This is a genomic window from Bradyrhizobium sp. Mp19, from assembly GCF_029952935.1.
Classification (GTDB): Bacteria; Pseudomonadota; Alphaproteobacteria; order Rhizobiales; family Xanthobacteraceae; genus Bradyrhizobium; species Bradyrhizobium elkanii.
Window position 1 is genome coordinate 14,219 of the sequence record NZ_JASAUT010000079.1, and the last position, 17,470, is coordinate 31,688.

General features: G+C 58.8%; 12 protein-coding genes and 2 pseudogenes. 7 read left to right on the plus strand and 7 right to left on the minus strand.

Annotation, left to right across the window (positions count from 1 at the left end; translation table 11 throughout):
* Positions 1 to 309 precede the first annotated feature (309 nt).
* Positions 310 to 1,389 (plus strand): MBL fold metallo-hydrolase, encoded by a 1,080-nt coding sequence (locus tag QJT82_RS41090; RefSeq protein WP_245288886.1) that lies wholly within the window; start codon positions 310 to 312, stop codon positions 1,387 to 1,389.
* Between the two features lie 296 nt (positions 1,390 to 1,685).
* Here QJT82_RS41090 and QJT82_RS41095 read toward each other — a convergent pair whose 3' ends face one another.
* Positions 1,686 to 1,811 carry a hypothetical protein gene (locus QJT82_RS41095; protein WP_259245124.1) on the minus strand — a complete coding sequence of 42 codons (126 nt, stop codon included), beginning with the start codon at positions 1,809 to 1,811 and terminating at the stop codon, positions 1,686 to 1,688.
* A 266-nt stretch (positions 1,812 to 2,077) separates the two neighbouring features.
* On the opposite strand from QJT82_RS41095, the gene QJT82_RS41100 reads away from it, so the two are divergent.
* A complete protein-coding gene (locus tag QJT82_RS41100; protein ID WP_028344012.1) occupies positions 2,078 to 5,428 on the plus strand; it encodes an adenylate/guanylate cyclase domain-containing protein in 3,351 nt (1,116 codons plus the stop codon).
* A gap of 197 nt (positions 5,429 to 5,625) precedes the next feature.
* Positions 5,626 to 6,552 (plus strand): annotated as a pseudogene (locus QJT82_RS41105) (IS1182 family transposase); the annotation flags it as partial.
* Positions 6,553 to 7,735: 1,183 nt separating this feature from the next.
* Here the strand turns inward: QJT82_RS41105 and QJT82_RS41110 are convergent.
* The 4 genes and pseudogenes from QJT82_RS41110 to QJT82_RS41125 all read right to left on the minus strand — a co-directional run bounded on the left by QJT82_RS41110 (position 7,736) and on the right by QJT82_RS41125 (position 11,616).
* Positions 7,736 to 7,928, minus strand: a pseudogene (locus QJT82_RS41110) (DUF3606 domain-containing protein).
* Between the two features lie 562 nt (positions 7,929 to 8,490).
* Entirely contained in the window at positions 8,491 to 8,706 is a 216-nt protein-coding gene (locus tag QJT82_RS41115; protein WP_028344011.1) for a hypothetical protein, read from the minus strand.
* Between the two features lie 448 nt (positions 8,707 to 9,154).
* Positions 9,155 to 10,453, minus strand: a complete 1,299-nt coding sequence (locus QJT82_RS41120; protein ID WP_051448119.1) for a flavin-dependent oxidoreductase — start codon at positions 10,451 to 10,453, stop codon at positions 9,155 to 9,157.
* Positions 10,450 to 11,616 (minus strand): ABC transporter substrate-binding protein, encoded by a 1,167-nt coding sequence (locus QJT82_RS41125; protein WP_028344010.1) that lies wholly within the window; start codon positions 11,614 to 11,616, stop codon positions 10,450 to 10,452. Before QJT82_RS41125 ends, QJT82_RS41120 begins: the two co-directional genes overlap by 4 nt.
* A 141-nt stretch (positions 11,617 to 11,757) precedes the next feature.
* Between QJT82_RS41125 and QJT82_RS41130 the strand changes: the two genes are divergently transcribed.
* Positions 11,758 to 12,696, plus strand: a complete 939-nt coding sequence (locus QJT82_RS41130) for a LysR family transcriptional regulator (protein WP_028344009.1) — start codon at positions 11,758 to 11,760, stop codon at positions 12,694 to 12,696.
* A gap of 520 nt (positions 12,697 to 13,216) precedes the next feature.
* Here QJT82_RS41130 and QJT82_RS41135 read toward each other — a convergent pair.
* Both QJT82_RS41135 and QJT82_RS41140 read right to left on the minus strand, forming a co-directional pair.
* Positions 13,217 to 13,396 (minus strand): hypothetical protein, encoded by a 180-nt coding sequence (locus QJT82_RS41135; RefSeq protein ID WP_080686948.1) that lies wholly within the window; start codon positions 13,394 to 13,396, stop codon positions 13,217 to 13,219.
* A 54-nt stretch (positions 13,397 to 13,450) separates the two neighbouring features.
* Positions 13,451 to 13,648 (minus strand): hypothetical protein, encoded by a 198-nt coding sequence (locus QJT82_RS41140; RefSeq protein ID WP_080686947.1) that lies wholly within the window; start codon positions 13,646 to 13,648, stop codon positions 13,451 to 13,453.
* A 353-nt stretch (positions 13,649 to 14,001) separates the two neighbouring features.
* Between QJT82_RS41140 and QJT82_RS41145 the strand changes: the two genes are divergently transcribed.
* The 3 genes from QJT82_RS41145 to QJT82_RS41155 all read left to right on the plus strand — a co-directional run bounded on the left by QJT82_RS41145 (position 14,002) and on the right by QJT82_RS41155 (position 17,054).
* On the plus strand, positions 14,002 to 14,787 hold the full coding sequence (locus tag QJT82_RS41145) for a nucleotidyltransferase family protein (RefSeq protein WP_264641779.1): 786 nt from the start codon (positions 14,002 to 14,004) through the stop codon (positions 14,785 to 14,787).
* Entirely contained in the window at positions 14,780 to 15,514 is a 735-nt protein-coding gene (locus QJT82_RS41150; RefSeq protein ID WP_245288885.1) for a metallophosphoesterase, read from the plus strand. Before QJT82_RS41145 ends, QJT82_RS41150 begins: the two co-directional genes overlap by 8 nt.
* A 1,336-nt stretch (positions 15,515 to 16,850) precedes the next feature.
* Positions 16,851 to 17,054: a hypothetical protein gene (locus tag QJT82_RS41155; protein WP_028344004.1), complete on the plus strand. Its 204-nt coding sequence runs from the start codon at positions 16,851 to 16,853 to the stop codon at positions 17,052 to 17,054.
* Positions 17,055 to 17,470: the final 416 nt, after the last annotated feature.

Below are 17,470 nucleotides of genomic sequence, written 5' to 3' on the forward strand. Positions count from 1 at the left end.
GACGCAACGCTTCCGGGCAGGCCCCGGTTGGACGCTTACCGGGTAGAAGCGGACATCAGCCAGCCGACAATCTCCGCTGAAACCGTCGAAAATGACTCGAACCGGACCAATGTGACTCGCCACTCGATCCCACGCGGGATAGGATGAGTCTAATCCTCGTGTTCGGTACACTAACGCCTCCGCCTTAGAGCGCGTTTCCGCGTGATGCCTTCGGCAGCAAAGGCCGCGTAAAAGGAGGATTTGATCGTGTTAATTTGCCAGTGTAACGCAGTTCATCGACGCGATGTGGTATGCGGCGGCGGTGCCGCCTTGTTCAGCGCCGTCGTGGCGACGCTGATCGGCAGCGGGAAGGCGGTACGCGCAGAACCGGTCGCCGGTAAGGTTCCGGAGATCGATCGTGTGGCAGTGCGCGTGGTCGTCGACAGCTACCAATTCGCTGTCGCGCCGAGCCGGAAGGTTTCCGATGTTGAGATTGAGCACTTCGGCTGGGGCATCGGCAGTGGCAAGCCGCCGGGTAAAACGTTGATCAGTGAGTTCGGATTGTCGATGCACGTCGAGTCGCGGCGTGACAAGGAAATACGACATGTGCTGGTCGATTTCGGCTTTACACGGGACGCGCTGGTCAACAACGCCACTCTCGTAGGCATCGATCCGGCCGCGCTTGTTGCCCTTGTCTTGAGCCACGGTCACTACGATCATTTTGGCGGTCTCGCCGGCTTCCTTAAACAAAACAACGGCAAGCTCAAAGCCAAGCTACCGATTTACATCGGCGGCGAGGACGCATTCTGCTCCCGCGAATGGACGGCCCCGCCGGTGCGCGGCGACTTCGGAGCCTTGGATCGCAAGGCATTGGAAGGTGCCAATGTTGCGGTGACCTATGCAGAAGGGCCGGCACTGGTCGCCGACCACGGCTTCACCACGGGGCACATCGGCCAAGCGAGCTTTGAGAAGCTGCTGTCGCCCAGCGCCATGAAGATCGGCGTGGACCACGGCATTGGATGCTATGCCGACAAGCTTCCGGAAGACGAACGGACGAAGGCTGTCGTCCCGGACCAGTTCCGACACGAGATCGCCACCGCATTCAATCTAAAAGGCCGCGGGTTGATCGTGTTGACGTCTTGCAGCCATCGCGGGTTGATCAACGCAATCAAACAAGCCCAAGTGGCTTCCGGTATCAGCAAGATTCACGCGGTGATGGGCGGGTTCCACCTCGCGCCCTACAAGGAGGACTATGTGCGCGACACGATCACAGCGTTGAAGGGCATCGACATCGACTACGTCATTCCACTCCACTGCACTGGTGAGCCGTTCTACGAAATGGCAAAGGCCGAGATGCCGAACAAGCTCCTACGCTCCTACACGGGCACACGCTTCATCTTCGCTGCCTGAGCAGCAAGGACACACGGAATCCTAGTGCTCAAGGCTGCGAACGGGGTGCAATTGCTGGCCGCAGGGATGCGGGAGGGTCTAACTCGCGTCGCCATGCCGAACAAGTAGTGCGTTGCCGATGACTCTAGACATCGTCTAACAACGTCCGTGCCCATCGCGACAAACTGCGCTGCCGCACGAACCTGGTCGCTATAGGAGCAAAGGAGACGTAGTCACCGTCAGGCGTAAGGCTCATCGAAGCAGCAAAGGCCGAAGCGATCGCGCGCGGCGACCTCTACCGAACGCTGTCGGCTCGTTCAATTGTTCTCTCGCGCGCTGACCGGAGGAAGCGGCTTAGTAGGCAGGATCGCGGCACCACGCTCACGCTGCAGGGCAAAGGCCAGCACCAAAATAGGCACGGTTATAATGATTGCCTCGCGCATGAGGCCTATCATGGACGAGTGAGCGACGTGCGCAAATGTGACACCAGTATAAGGCCCACGGTCAGCGGCCTCTTTTTGAAAGGCCGCGCCCGCGGCGCTGATTTGAGCTTCCAGTCTGGAAGCTTAAAGCTTCCGGGCAGGCCCCGGCTGGACGCTTAGGGGGCTGCCGGCCGGCAATCTCCGCTGAAGTCCTCGAAACCGGCCACTCCCTTTCCCTCGACAGGATGTCGCGCCTGGGGGATCATGCCACAGCTAGGGGCGCCGCCATGGACGTCGGAGGTTGGCTGCGGAAACTTGGCCTCGAACAGTACGAGGCGGCATTCCGCGAAAATAACATCGACGAAGCGATCCTCCAGAGTTTGACGCCGGAGGACTTGAAGGAGCTTGGCATCGCATCTGTCGGGCATCGGCGGAAGTTGCTCGACGCCGTCGCCGCCTTACGGGCTGAAGCCACGTCGCCGACGGCACCGTCCGACACCGCTTCGGCCAGAGAAGAAGGCATCAGCGATACCGCCGAGCGTCGTCAGGTAACCGTGATGTTTTCTGACTTGGTAGGTTCGACTTCGCTTTCGGCGCGGATGGACCCAGAGGACCTGCGTGAGATAATTACGGCCTATCACAGGTGCGTCGCAGAGACCGTGCGCCGCTTCGGCGGCTTCGTGGCGAAATATATGGGCGACGGCGTCCTTATCTATTTTGGCTATCCGCAGGCGCACGAAGACGATGCCGAGCGTGCGGTTCGGGCCGCGCTCGTGTTAATCGATGAAATTGCGACGCTGGCGGCGCCCGAGCCACTACAGGTGCGGATCGGGGCAGCCACGGGGATGGTGGTTATCGGAGACCTTGTCGGATCTGGCGAAGCCCAGGAGCGTGGTATTGTCGGCGAGACACCGAACCTCGCGGCACGCCTTCAGGCCATCGCCGAGCCGAACACGGTTGTCATTGCCGGGGCAACGCGCGGGCTGCTGGGCAATATCTTCGAACTGCGGGACCTCGCGCCCAGGGAGCTCAAGGGGATTGCTGGGCCGGTGAAGGCCTTCGCAGTGCTGCGGGCAAGTTCTGTCGAGAGCCGGTTCGAGGCGATGCATCCCGGAGGGCTGACTGCACTCGTCGGGCGAGAAGAAGAGCTTGAACTACTGTTGCGGCGCTGGGCAAGAGCCAAGACCGGCGAAGGCCAGATGGTGCTCCTATCCGGTGAGGCCGGGATAGGCAAATCAAGGCTCACAGCCGCGCTCATGGAGGCACTCGCGGCCGAACCTCACACGCGGCTACGTTACTTCTGCTCGCCCCAGCACGCGGACAGCGCTTTTTATCCGCTCATCGGGCAGTTCGAACGTGCCGCCGGATTTGTGCACGGCGACACACCGCAAACAAAGCTCGACAAGCTCGGTGCACTGCTTAGGCAGACCTCGACATCCGGAGAGGACGCGGCGCTATTGGCCGAGATGTTATCGCTTCCCAACGACGGACGCTATCCCGCTCTGGAGCTTGTTCCCAAACAGCGCCGGCAGAAGACGCTTGCAGCGCTCAGCCTGCAGTTGGAGACGCTCGCGCGCTCCAGCCCCGTGCTGATGATCCTGGAGGATGCGCACTGGAGCGACCCCACGAGTCTCGAAGCATTTGGTCACACCGTAGAACAGATTGCGAAGCTTCCCGTGCTCTTGATCGTAACGTTTCGGCCGGAGTTCGAGCCGCCCTGGATCGGACAACCGCATGTGACCGCGCTAACGATCAACCGTCTGGCAGAGCACGAAATTGGTGCCATTATCGACCGCGTCATCGGCAACAAGCCGCTGCCGGCGAACATCAGAAACGACATCATCGAGCGCACCGACGGCATCCCGTTGTTTGTCGAAGAAATGACGAAGGCAGTGCTGGAGGCCGGGAACGAGCTGGAAGCCCTGCAGACTGTGACCTCAGTCCCCTCTCCGGTGCTCGCAGTCCCCGCGAGCCTGCATGCGTCCCTGATGGCGCGGCTCGACCGGCTGGGCGCCGCCAAGGAGGTGGCGCAGATCGGGGCAGCGATCGGGCGCGAGTTCTCCCATGCGCTGCTGACTGCAGTGGTCCGGAAGACAGAGGCAGAGTTGGGATCGGCGCTCGTCCGCCTCATTCAAGCTGGTTTGTTGTTCCGGCAGGGTTTGCCGCCGCTTGCGACGTATCTGTTCAAGCATGCCCTCGTGCAGGATGTCGCGTATGGGACGTTATTGCGTACGTCGCGGAAGCAGCTTCATGGGCGAATCGCGAACACCCTCGAAAAGGAGTTTCCCGAGTTGATTGAGGCGGAGCCGGAACTCCTCGCCAGGCATTGCGCGGAAGCTGGGTTTAACGAGCAGGCGATACGATACTGGCGTGCGGCGGGAGAGAAAGCGGTGCGGCGGGCAAGCAATCGCGAAGCGATCGGGCATTTTCGCCAGGCTCTCGTTCTAATCGAAAAGCAAAGTTCCGAGATTGACCGTTCGGAGTCTGAGCTTGCAATTCTATCTCAGCTCGGTCCAGCGCTGATGAGTGTTTACAGCTGGTCAGCTCCAGAGGTTGGCGTTGCCTTCGAACGTGCCGAACATTTAGCACGGAAACTTCAAAGCTCGGTCGATTTAGCGCCGCCCTTGGCTGGATTGTGGCTGTTTCATACCGCTCGCGGCCAGTTCTTCCGGGCGGAGGAGATCACAAAAGAGCTGTTTCATGTCGCGCGTACTGTTCAGGATCCAGACATCGAGCTCCAAGCACATCATTGTGCTTGGCCAGTTTGCTGGTTCCGTGGCGCGCTCTCAGAAGCGAAGGCCCATGCCGACGCAGGAATGGCCCTATACGATGAGGTTCGACACGCTAAACACCGTTACCTGTATCTCGGGCACGATCCGGCTGTCTGTGCTCTATCGATCAGATCGGTCTTGCAATGGCTCCTCGGTTACCCCGTACAGGCGGAGCAGTCGGAACGCGACGCGGTCGAGCTGGCTCGGCGCTTAGAACATGCGCCATCACTAGCTCATGCGCTATGGTTCGTTTGCCAAGGTCAGGTTGCTCGTGGTGATGCTCCGGCAGTGGTAAGCACGGCCAGGGAGTTGCTGACGTTATCTGAAGAGCATGGTTTGCCGCAGCAGCGCGCCACTGGCATGGCTTACCTTGGATGGGCTATCGGCCAAACCGCCGACGTCAATCGCGGCATTCGGCTTCTTGAGGATGGCTTGGCGACGTATGGGCGGCTCGGCGTGCGAAGCAATCTATGCCTGATCGTCTGCCTGTTGGCCGAAACCTATTTGGCGGCGGGTCAGTACGGAAAAGGCATGGAGCAGACTGACTTGGCGATTGCTGTGTCTTCAGAGATTGGAGACCGCTGGTGTTTGCCTCGAATTCATATAATCCGTGGGCGGCTACTTCAGAAGTTGCAGGAAACTGATGCTGCCGAGGCAGACCTGAGAATGGCAACCGATATCGCCGCCGCGCAATCTGCGAAAGGCCTGCAATTGCAGGGCGCCAATTTGCTGGGGCGGCTTTGGCGCGATCAAGGGAAACCGCAACAAGCCCGCGAACTACTTGCGCCAGTTTACGGCTGGTTCACCGAGGGCTTTGATACGCCGGACCTGAAGCAGGTAAAGGCCCTACTCGATGTTCTGGCATAATTCGGTAGCGCCAGCGCCAGCATTGAACTTCAGGTTTTGGTCCATAACTGACGGTCTGCATGACGATCGCGAACGTCGGCTCTTCGAGGTGAACCGGAAGTCACTCGGTTCGGTCGCTATGGGCGGCTTTTGACCCTGGCTGTGTGAAAACGCTGCTGCTTCGCTATGATTCCCTGGTGATTCTGCGGGGGAAGCAGATGAGGCGCTTCGTTAATCAGGCGGATCGTGGGCAGTGGACGCTATTGCCCGAGTGCCTCGATGATTTCATTGACGATAGTAACCCTGTTCGCGTGATCGATGTGTTTGTCGATGCGCTCGATTTGGCCGAGATGAGATTTGAGGGGGCGGAGCCAGCGGCTACTGGTCGGCCATCGTACCACCCCTAGGTTCTCCTCAAGCTTTACATTTACGGCTATCTGAACCGGGTTCAGTCGAGCCGGCGGCTCGAACGAGAGGCCGGACGCAATGTTGAGGTCATGTGGCTGCTGGGTCGGCTCGCACCAGATCACAAGACGATCGCGGACTTCCGAAAGGACAATGGCCTGGCGCTGCGCAGGGTATGTGCGCGCTTCGTCGAACTCTGTCGTGAGATGGGCCTCCTCGCGACGGTGAGTGTTGCCATCGATGGCAGCAAGTTCAAAGCCGTGAACAACCGCGACAAGAACTTCACACGGGCGAAGGTGGAACGGCGGCGTGCCCAACTGGAAGAGAGCGTCTCGCGCTATCTGAGCCAACTTGACACGGCCGACCGGCAAGAGCCGACGGAGGCAATGGCCGCGAAGACGACGAGGCTTACCGAAAAACTGACGAAGCTGAAGGAGGAAATGGGCAAGCTTGCCGCTTACGAGAAGCAGATGCTTGCTTGGCCTGACCAGCAGATCTCGCTGACCGATCCCGACAGCCGCTCGATGGCGACGAGCGGGCGCGGTTCCGGCGTCGTTGGCTACAATGTGCAGGTCGCCGTCGATACCGAGCACCATCTGATTGTGACGCATGAGGTGACGAACAGCGGCTCGGATCGGGCTCAACTGGCCAATGTGGCCAAGCAGGCGAAGGCTGTTCTAAAGACCGAGACGCTCGAGGCCGTTGCCGATCGCGGCTACTTCAGCAGCCTGGAGATCGTAACGCAATCGTAGACATGAAAAAGGCCGCAGGTTGCTGCGGCCTCTCTTTTCCGGTCAGGACGTCACCACCAATGGCGGTGGTGGCGCCAACCGTGATGATGGCCTCGGTACCAGCCATAGTGACGGCCGCGGCCCCAACCGTAGTGATGACCGCGACCACCGTGATGGCCCCACCCAAGTCGGAGGCCAAGCGGTCTTAGGAAGACAAATATGTCTGGCAACTCCTTGGCTCACAGAACGACATGGCTACGATCCGACTTTGCCATCGGCATCGCCGATGCCGGCAGCGTTGGTGTGAGCGAAATGACACAGCCGATGGACGCGATTATCAGAAGTCGTTTCATCCTAAGAATCTCCTCCTTTTGACCGATAACCCGGCAGATTATCAGTCGTGTTGAAATGCTTGCTGAACGGTGCGTTCACCTACGGTTCACGACCGCTGCGACCGGCTGCTACGTTGGACTCGGCAGACTCTTGCGATGGCGTCGACCGGGAGCTGATGGGCAACATTCATGGAACATCGTTCGGATCACGTGGTTGGTTGCCGGGGCTCATCCTGGAGGACAAAATGAAGCGCACAATCATCGCAGTTTCTGCGGCCTGCCTTATGGCTTCGAGCACCGTCGCGTTCGCGCAAGGCGTTTCGAGCAAATCTCCCGGTCACGAGATGCAGGACAGGGGCTCCAAGAAGGGTAGCCCCGGCGCCTCAGGCTATGCGCCTGGACAGGAAATGCAGGCAAGAGGCTCGAAGGCTGGCAGCCCCGGCGCATCGGGATACGCGCCCGGTCAGACCACAGGGTCCAGCACTGGAACGAAGTCAGGGGGTTCGACCAGGTCCAAGTAACCGGATTGCAGGTCGTCTCAGCGTTCGGCTGGGGCGACCCCACGTTATCTTGGCCTGGGGCCCCGCGGTGCTGTGGCAAACGTTAGACCAAGAACCCTTAGCTCTGAGTCGCACCGCGGCTTCTCTGCGTCTCAACAGCAATGTCGACAGCGTAACGACCTTCTGCGATGAGCTTTTGCAAAGTGCCGTCTTCAGCGGGATCCCAGGGTCGGTTCTTTGGCATTGCGATGCAAATCAGTTTTTGAGGCCAATTCGTACTGGTGGGCCTTCTCCAGCAGCGCATCTCTCACTGGACCGGGCGGAAGAAGAGCGGCCTGTCTTCGCGCTTCCTGTGCGCACTCAGCGCTGAGCTCCTGTTCTCTCGTCACGGTTCGCCTCCAGCTCCTTGCGGACGGCCGCGGCAGAATTCCCGACTTTATCGACGACCTTACGAAGCTCTTCCTAGCGCATGAGTCCAGCATTTCATTTGGTCAGACGCATGCAAATCGATTTTTGAGCGCTCAAATTGATCTTTCTTCGTAAGGCTGTCCATTCTCGAATAACTCGTGCTTGGGCGCTCCGTTCCTAACCAGGAACTGGCGCACTGATTCGTGTGTTCATCCGATCAGGAGGTACCTACGTGGCAGCATCGAAACGACCGGCTCACCCATCGGCAAAAAAAGGGCCCACGAAAATCCACCCCAAGTACAAACGCCGTTCGCACCAACCCTGGACCCGATAAGGAAGTCAAAGAGCTCCGGGCGCTAGCGAGGCAAACACCCCGACAGGCGTTATCAGCCTCAAGATGAAGAGACCAAAGGGGGCGATCGCGAGCAAAGCGCAGCGTGAGGGCATATCGCTGCGGCCGATCAACCGCTCACCCTACAACCGCCGCAACAAGATCGAGCGGCGCTAGTTTCTAGCGGGCGGGGGTTTCTCGAGTGTCACGCTCACATTCGGCCACTCGACGCTTGGGCCAATGTCGTCGGAGCCGTTGTACGCGCACCTCATGCCTGCGCCACACTGGCACCCGCGCGGATCTTTCGTCCACGCCAAGCGCGGACGGTTTTCGCAAACCCAGCCGAGGCCGCTGCAGATCGGACGGTTTGGATTGATCATGCCACGAGTAGACGCTTGTAACGTCGATAAGCATCGATGGCATTATTCGCTAGCATAAGCAGGCGATGCTCACCGGATCGCGCCATGTCGTCGATGTTTCTGAGGAGGAAGCGGCTCGCGTCACTGGGATCGGTAATCTCGCCGGAGCGCTCGAGGAAATCCCGGGCTACCTGGATCGACTTTTCAACGAGAACTGACAGAGGTTCGCTCATATGAGGAAAACCGATGCCGGTCGCGAAGGTTCCTGGGGAGGCCGTGGGCCGTCTCTAGGTCAAAGACCTCCCGCGTGAACATCTTCTCGCATGTCATGTCGCCGTCGATCGCTCGGGTTGTCGGGCAACAACAGTTTGCGGACATCATCCAATGGCACGCGCAATGACTTATATTGTGATTTCGACCAGTTCAGCCATGTAAATTCCCTTGGTGGCCTCCGTCACGCCCGAAGGCGATGACGGAGGCCGAATCCTCAAGCGGCAAACGGCAGACGCGATGGAATGCATTTTGCGATTTTCAACTGGTGTCGGCCCAGGCCCACAAGCGGTGGCCGCACTAGGGACACCAGGGACGAAAGCCCAGACTATGCCAACTGGCGTTGATCGAGCCGGATCTTTGTATCCATTCAAGAACTTTCTCCGCTTTGGCCTATCGCCGACATGGTTTCTACAAAGGGTCCTCACTTAGGGGTCGAGATGAACAAAGCGTTTTTGACGAGAGGAACGACGGTCGTTGGTTGACGGTTTCCACGTCAAGACCCGCTGCTTTAGAGAAAGACAAGGCGAAAGCTTCGAGTTCGAGACGCGAGATCACGTCATCGATGCTGGCAAAGCCGTTCGGCGCGCGCTCTTCTACCAGTTGCATGGCGATTTCAGGTCCGAGATTGCGATTTCGCAGGACGATGTCATTCATCGCAGGCCGCCGCTCGTGATCGTAGCGTTCCAATGCAGCAACGGTGTCGTTGCTTTCCACCAGAGCGCGGGTCAGAGCGCGGGCATCAAGAATTGCCTGTGAGCCGGCCTGTCCTCCGACCGGCTGCATCGGATGTGCGGCATCGCCGAGCAAGGTGACGCGGCCGAATGACCACGCCGCGACCGGATCGCGATCCACTAGCGGAAACTCGTAAATGTCAGATGACTGGTCGATTAGTACGGGTAGATCGAGCCATGGGAATTTCCAGCGATCGAATGCTGCCAGAACCTCTTCCTTCGCGACCCTCCGGTTCCAGTCTTCCCGCGGCGGCATTCGGTCCACCACCGTCTTCTGGCAGATCCAGTTGACCAGCAACTTGCCACCGGGCCTACTGGCGATGGGATAGACAATAATGCGTTGGTGAAAATGACCGGCGATGGCCATGGTCTGGCCATCGAGGAAAGGCTCGGCCTCCGCCGCCGCCCGCCACAAAATCTGCTGAGCGAAGCGGGGTACGCCTTCCGAAGGGTAGAGCTGATGCCGAACGGCAGAATGGATGCCGTCGGCCCCGACAAGAACGTCCGCCTCCTCGACCTGCTGCAATCCGGATTGACGATCTGTGAGGTGAACCCGCACACGACCGTCGCCTTGTTCGAATCCGGTCACCTTTAGTCCGCTTTGGACACGTCTTGCCCCGATGCGATCGCGGACGGCTTGCAGCAGGAGAAGCTGAAGCTCGCCGCGATGGATGGAATATTGTGGCCAACGATATCCGGCCTCCAGGCCCCGGCGCTCGGCATGGATAAGCTGACCGAACTTGTTGCAGAGGTTCAGGCGACGCGTCGCGATGCCAGTTTTCGCGAGTGCATCGCCCAGTCCGAGCTCGGTCAATTCGCGGACTGCCGTCGGCTGTAGGTTGATGCCGACGCCGAGGGGCGCAGGATCGCGCACGACCTCATAGACACGAACCGTTATTCCAGCCTGATGCAGGCTGAGCGCAAGGCTCAGCCCGCCGATGCCGCCTCCCGCGACAATGACGTCAAAATTCTTCATCGTGCTGCGACGCGGGGGTCCCTGACGTTATTGAAAGTCTCGAACTCGACATTGTGGAGCTCGCCGCCGGTCTTCTCAACCTTGCGGATATAGATGTTGTGCACGACTTCTCCGGTGTTGCGATCGATCGACATCGGGCCGCGCGGGCTCTCCCAGGTCATGCCTCTCATTGCTGCGACCAATGCTTTGCCGTCCGTGGAGCCCGATGTCTTGTCCAATGCTTCATAGATCGCATGCATTCCGTCATAGCCGGACACGGCCATGAAATTCGCACCATCCTTTGCTTCCTCGCGATAGGCATCGACGAAAGCTGCGTTCAGGGCGGACGGATGGGCGGCCGAATAGAAGTGTGCCGTCACCGTGCCCAGCATGGCATCGCCCATGTTCGGCAAAGCCTCGTCGTCGGCAAGATCGCCGGGACCGATGAGCGTGATGCCTGCCTTGTCGAGACCTCGTTCGACAAACTGCCTGGCGAAGGTTGCGGCCTGCGTCGAGGGTACGAAGACGAACAACACCTGCGGGGCGGCTTCCTTGACGCGCTGGAGAAACGGGGCAAAGTCGGGATTGCGCAAGGGAACGCGGATCGCTTCCGCAATTTGCCCGCCAGCGGCCTTATAGTTGTTGGTAAAGGTTTCCTCGGCTTCGAGTCCGGGTGCGAATTCCGTCACCAGTGTCACGGCCTTGGCGAGCTTCTTCTTCATGGTCCAGTCCGCCAAGATCGCGGAAGATTGCGCCAGCGTGCAGCTGGTGCGGACGAAGAACGGCGACTTCTCGACAACGGTCGTTGTGCTCGAAAGCATGATGACGGTCGGCTTCTGTGCCTCCGTGATAAGGCCAGCGCTCGGGATGAGGTCGGCGGTCAGGCCGCCCCCGATAACATCGATCTTGTCGTTGACGATCAGCTCCTGGATCAGGCGCTTGCCCATTTCGCCGGATGAGCCGTCGTCCCTGACGATCATCTCGATCCGCTTGCCGGCAACGAAGTCCCCATGCCGCTTCATGTAGAGGCGAGCACCCGCCAGCACCTGCTGGCCTGCCGCCGCCAATGGACCCGTCATCGGCATCACCATTCCGATTTTGACGGTGCCCTGCGCTGCTGCGCAGCCCGTCGCGATGATCGAGGCTGCGAGAACGGCAGCCGAAAGAATATCCTTCCTTGGCATTGCTGACCTCCACCTGGATCGGCGCTTCCCGGTCGAGCTGCGAGAACGACCGGCTTCAGCTTGAAATACTGGCTTTCTTCGCTGTAGTTTTGAAGTCCGATTTTTGAACATCCCTGTAGCCTACAGACTAAGGGGGCGAAAATGGACTGGTCGGACCGCATCGGTCGCCGCATCAAGTTGCGCGACCTTCACGTGGTGCTGGCGATCGCGGAAGCGGGCAGTATGGCCAAGGCGTCGCAGAAGCTCTCGATCTCTCACCCCGTCGTTTCCAAGACCATCTCAGATCTGGAACGTACACTCGGGGTGAAGCTGTTCGAGCGCACATCTCAAGGGGTCGAACTGACCCGCTACGGCGCAGCCATGCTCAAATGCGGAGTCAACGTCTTTGATGAAATGCGGCAGGGATTGAGGGAGATCGAGTTTCTCACCGACCCGACGTCGGGTGAATTGGCTATTGGGTGTCCTGAGATCATGAATGCGGGCATCATCCCTACGGTGTCGGAACGTCTTCTCCGACAGCACCCGCGTTTGCAGTTGCGCGTGGTGCACGCGGACATCGGATTATCGCAGTTCGATCTGCTACGAGAGCGTAAGGTGGAACTCTTGGTCGGGCGGCTACCAGACCCGTTCGTCGAGGACGATTTGGTTTTTGAACCGTTGCTCCAGGAGCCATTTGTTGCGGTCGTAGGGATTGACAGCTCGTGGGCACGCCGCCGCCGGATCGAGCTTGCCGATTTGATGGAAGAGTCCTGGGTCCTTCCACCGTATGACAGCACTCCCGGCGGGATTATCTCGGAAATTTTTTCCGCTAGCGGGTTGAAGCCGCCCCGACCTAGCATAGCCACGTTGTCGATCCAGCTGACGACGACGCTGATCGCGACCGGTAAATTCGTGGGCATTTTGCCGAACTCGGTAGCCCAATTCAGCGCTCGACGCGTGGGATTAAAACTGCTGCCAGCAAAGATCCCGCTGACACATTATGCAATCGCCATTCTCACTCTTAAAAACCGCACACCTGGTCCATTGGCAAAATTATTCATCGAACACGCAAGAACGGTGGCGAAATCGTTGTCAACCTGATCGTTGGTTAGTTTGACTAAGGGATCTTCCGCCAGCTGCAACCAAGGTCTGCGATTGGATGGTGGCCACGCATCGTGCCGCTGTCCTGCTAGCCCCCAGTGTGTCACTGTGCCGATGTCGACATTGAGCCGCAAATACGCGGCCCAATGTCGATCCGAGGTCGATCCGGCTAGTCGATCTTGATCGCGGCCTCACTGCCTTCCAGCGCGCGCCCCAAGGGCAATATAGGCTGTGAATTCGTTCGCTTCTTTCACACCGCGATGGCGCTGAGCTCCGCCATCATCAGCACGGTCTCCGGCTGCTTCCTGAAGCTCTGGCGTTCAGTTGCCTCTTTCGGAGGGAGGGCGGGGATGCCCAGAGGTGAAATGGTCCCCAGCGCCTCGGGCTGGAAGACTCAACATCTCGGCCAAGAATGTCGCCGAGGCCTTGCTGTCGTGAGCTGACGATCGTGTGATTTAAGATGGATGGGAATGTCGCTTCTTGGAAGAGCAATCGGAGCTTTCTCGCTCCGTCGCTCATTCTAGTTTTCGTCCGGCTCGCGCACGACCGGCAGTTCATCGGCGTGGTCCTCTTGCTCTTCTTCCTCTTCTTCCTCCTCGTCCTCTTCTTCCTCCGGATCTCTGGGGGGCATCGTGTTGCCCATGATCGGACTGCAGTCGATCAACTTGGTGGAAAATTCGTCGGGGACGTGTAGCCTCATGTTCTTACCTCCTCGGTGCTTCTCGAGATATCCGCCTTGGGTTGCGACATGGCGCTATTTGGGTGGCTGTAGGCCAAAGGAGGAAAGCCATTCCTGCATGCGAGCAGCAGCTTCGGCCTTACGTGCCTGGCGGATTAGCTTCTTGCGCTCGACACCGGGCGGGACATCCTGAGCTTCCTTACGCAGACGTATGGCCTGTTCTTCCAAGTGCTCATTCGGTGGGGGTGTTTGATTGAAAACGCGTCTTTTCATGACGGCGCTCCTTTTCCGATTCCGGCAAGGGCGGTAGCGCAGTGGCGTTCTCATCACCGATGACGGAAGGACAGTGCGGTGAGGTGATAAGCACTAACGTTTTGGAACCCGGATGGTTGCGGCTGTCGCCGAACTGTTAATGTTCAAATTGGGCCAAGCGTTGCTGTTCCGTGGTCGCCCGGAAGTCTTCGACGCCGAACTTGCGGGCTCTTTCGGGAGCATTCCGCATGTCGACCTTCTCAAGTCAATAGCGCGGCGGATAGCCTCTCCGGCGAAAGGAACTTTGCATTGTCTGGTCAATTGTTGAACAGGCACCTTAATTGCCGAAGCTGACGAGCTTCGATTGATTGTTCATGGCGAAGGAGATCAGAACGACCGCTGGATCAATAGGGACGGTCGATGCGGCCGCCGAGCCGACTGCGGCATCGGCCCGCGCTGAATTGTTCTACGCCCAGGCCTTGCGCGAGCTCGCGAAGCTCGATCTTCCGTTTCTGTTGGCAGGCACGTATGCGCTGAGCGCCTATACCGGTGTGGTGCGCGCGACCAAGGATCTCGATATCGTGTGCAAGCCGACTGACTGTCCCCGTGTTCTCGACCACTTTCAGAACCTCGGATACACTGTCGCAATCGAGGACGAGCGCTGGCTCGGCAAAGTCTTTCAGGACGAGCATTTCTTCGATGTGATCTTCGCGTTCTGGCATGGCATGGCTCCCGTAAACGACCAGTGGTTCGAATCCGCGCCGCAGGTCAAGGTGTTCGGAACGCCGACGCGCGTCATCGCCCCGACGGAGTTGATCTGGTCCAAGGCCTTCGTCCAGTTGCGGCACCGTTACGACGGCGCGGACATCGCGCATGTCATTCTCAAGCAGCACGATCAGATAGACTGGCTGCTTGCCTACATGGAGTTGCATTGGGAGGTGCTCCTAGCACATTTACTCAACTTCCGCTGGGCCTATCCGAGCGAGCGCGATTGCGTACCGCGCTGGCTGATGGACGAACTGGTCGCCCGCCTGAAGACCCAGCTCGAGCGTCCTCCTCCGCGCGTGAAGATATGTCGGGGCCGGCTGTTTTCGCTGGTCGATTATGAGCCAGCCGTTGAGGAATGGGGTTTTGTAGACGCAGGCGAGGGCAATGAGTAGCGCGATGCCCGAAAACCCTGACAAATTCACCTTCGCTGCCATTGGCGATCTCCACGTGAAGGAGGACCGCACATTGTCTTTCCGGGAGCTCTTTGCCGAGATCTCGACCAAGGCCCAGGTGCTCGTCCTTTGCGGCGATCTCACTGACCTCGGCAAGCCGTCCGAAGCGAAACTTCTGGCAGAGGATTTGCGTGCCTGCTCCATTCCCGTTGTCGGCGTGCTCGGAAATCACGACTACGAATCCGGTCAGACTGAAGACGTAAAGCGCGTTTTGAAGGGCACCGGGATGCACCTGCTCAACGGGCAGTCGTATGAAATCAACGGCGTCGCCTTCGTCGGGGTGAAGGGCTTCATCGGCGGCTTCGGCCGTCGCATGCTTGCTTCGTTCGGCGAGGCCGTCGTCAAGGACTTGGTCGCCGAAGCCGTCAACGAAGCGACACGCCTGGAAAATGCGATGCGCGCTGTGGCGAGCAAGCAGGCTGTTATCGTTCTTCACTATGCACCGATTCTCGAGACGGTCGAAGGCGAGCCACTGGAGATTCTTCCGTTTCTTGGCTCGTCACGTCTCGGAGAAACCATCGATCGATTCAAAGTGAGCGCGGTGGTACACGGCCATGCTCATCAGGGTCGCTATGAAGGCCGAACACCCGGAGGCGCACGGGTCTACAACGTGGCCCGATCAGTTGAGAAGCCTACCGGTCGACCTTATGCCTTGATTGAAGTCTGAGCTGGGCGTCTGGAATGCGCCGACAGCAAACTTCAAGAGTTAGTAAGGGTGACCTCTCAGATCCGGGACAGATCATCGACTGCCGGGTGCTTTTGCTCGGCAGTGGCTAGGTCGGCAGCTTGGCTTTGCTGACGCTTCGACGAACGTTCGTTTCAGATTGCAGGTGGGTTGCAACGAGGTAGAGAACACCCGCGTTACCCACCGTTGCCAGGCTTGCGACTGCTACGTGCCGCTCACCCTGAAGCAACAGCCTACTAAGTCGGCCTTCGCTTCAAGTTGATTCGATAGTGGATTTTGATTGATCAATCGCGCCTGATTGTACATCTGATAATTCGAAGTCATGTAGCGCTGCCGATCGTATGCGACGGTCATGGCGAAGCCAGGTTCGATGGGAGAGTGAGACACAGGCGAAGCGAACGAAGTGCTTATCATTGTTTCGCTAAGAACCTGTGCTACAAGCCGCTCCTAACTCAAAGGAGCCATTATGGCGAAGAAAGCAACGAAGAAACGCGTGAAGCGGCGCGAGTGGACTAAGGCAGATATCAAAGACCTTAAGGCCCACTCCAAGGCGCGTACGCCTGTCGTGAAAATAGCCAAGCTGACTAGACGCACCGTGGGTGCTCTACGGCAGAAGGCGTTGCATCTCGGAATCGGACTTGGGCACCAGCGGTAACGAGAGAAGAGGGGCGTTGTTGGACGCACCCTCCAATCGTTGGTGACGTGACACTCAGTGGCCTCCGACGAAAATCTTGTACGCAACCTTAAAGATATTGCCAAAGTCGGTAAAGTCACTGGTTAACAATGAGTCTTGTCGCCCATTTAGGCGCAAGAAGGCCATGAGGGGGCCGTGATCGATGGCAGCAAAACAAGTATCTTGATTGGTACGCTCACAACCCAGCCGCACGGACTCCATGGAAAGTGCGACTACTTTGGTAACATCGAAAGGGTTCCTGAGGCCGCTACAAATAGGCTGAAAAGCACTTATGGCAGGGACGAGCCAACGAACTATACCGGAGTCGATAAGAAGAATTTGCTGCGTGAACGGGATTGGGTTGTTCAGTTTGAATACGACTACGATAAACAACGGGTCTCGGGCGCAATTCAGTGGATGACCGTCGATTTCGTGGTTCCGTCCGAAGATGATCCGTTTCTAGCGGGACTACGTGCGCCGTGGGAGAGGGCTACCACCGGGGCGAGGACCTATCGCGATACTTCGTGCCGGAGCCCTGTCGCAGAGAGGCGACGCCGAAGAATAGACCGCCCCTAGGAGTGAGCAGAATAGGGAACCCGAACTTGCGGGGCGGCGTTGAACCGGTTGGGGTTGGAGTGCGTTGCAATGACCAACCACCGAGCCGCGCTGATCCTATTTGCGGTCGCTCTTGCGATGGCGCTCATCGCCGCAACGATTACGACGCTGGAGAACGTCAACACTCGTGTGGCCAGCAATGAGACGCCGCCGGGCACGATGGGGCTGGCTAGGCCGCATCCGCCGCTTGATCGGGCGCCCGGCGTGCCAATAGAGACGCCGGTACGGAAATAGAATCTGGCTTGCGACGTCAATCCGGCATTCTATCCTCCGAAGGCATCCCCGCTAGCGTGCTTTACGGGGCGTTTCCAGCGGGGAAGCCTCCAAGATTGAAGGAGAATACGGTCATCCGGTGCCCCGCCTGCTTGAGACGCGCGTAGGCGCGGTAGCCGTGGCCGCCCATGCGTTGCTTCGAACAAGCGACGGAAGCGCGCATCAGCGGGCTCGTGGCGGGCGTCCGACAGCCCCACTAAAAGAACCTCGATTATTCCGATTACCCTCCCGGTTTGGCCGGGGGGATGAGCTAGGGACCGATGAGGCGACTATCCTCTCCGCCTCTTCAACCAGCAAGGCCGTATCTCTCCGGCGAAGGCCGCCTTGTGTAGTTTGCGAGGGGGCCTGAGGATTTGACCTTAAGTCTAGCTTTAAGG

What these genes read in the sequence shown, in the direction of transcription:
- QJT82_RS41095 (WP_259245124.1), bottom strand. Translation starts at nt 1,811, where the DNA reads ATGCGCGAGGCAATCATTATAACCGTGCCTATTTTGGTGCTGGCCTTT.
- QJT82_RS41100 (WP_028344012.1), top strand. Translation starts at nt 2,078, where the DNA reads ATGGACGTCGGAGGTTGGCTGCGGAAACTTGGCCTCGAACAGTACGAG.
- QJT82_RS41115 (WP_028344011.1), bottom strand. Translation starts at nt 8,706, where the DNA reads ATGAGCGAACCTCTGTCAGTTCTCGTTGAAAAGTCGATCCAGGTAGCC.
- QJT82_RS41120 (WP_051448119.1), bottom strand. Translation starts at nt 10,453, where the DNA reads ATGAAGAATTTTGACGTCATTGTCGCGGGAGGCGGCATCGGCGGGCTG.
- QJT82_RS41125 (WP_028344010.1), bottom strand. Translation starts at nt 11,616, where the DNA reads ATGCCAAGGAAGGATATTCTTTCGGCTGCCGTTCTCGCAGCCTCGATC.
- QJT82_RS41130 (WP_028344009.1), top strand. Translation starts at nt 11,758, where the DNA reads ATGGACTGGTCGGACCGCATCGGTCGCCGCATCAAGTTGCGCGACCTT.
- QJT82_RS41135 (WP_080686948.1), bottom strand. Translation starts at nt 13,396, where the DNA reads ATGAGGCTACACGTCCCCGACGAATTTTCCACCAAGTTGATCGACTGC.
- QJT82_RS41140 (WP_080686947.1), bottom strand. Translation starts at nt 13,648, where the DNA reads ATGAAAAGACGCGTTTTCAATCAAACACCCCCACCGAATGAGCACTTG.
- QJT82_RS41145 (WP_264641779.1), top strand. Translation starts at nt 14,002, where the DNA reads ATGGCGAAGGAGATCAGAACGACCGCTGGATCAATAGGGACGGTCGAT.
- QJT82_RS41150 (WP_245288885.1), top strand. Translation starts at nt 14,780, where the DNA reads ATGAGTAGCGCGATGCCCGAAAACCCTGACAAATTCACCTTCGCTGCC.
- QJT82_RS41155 (WP_028344004.1), top strand. Translation starts at nt 16,851, where the DNA reads ATGACCAACCACCGAGCCGCGCTGATCCTATTTGCGGTCGCTCTTGCG.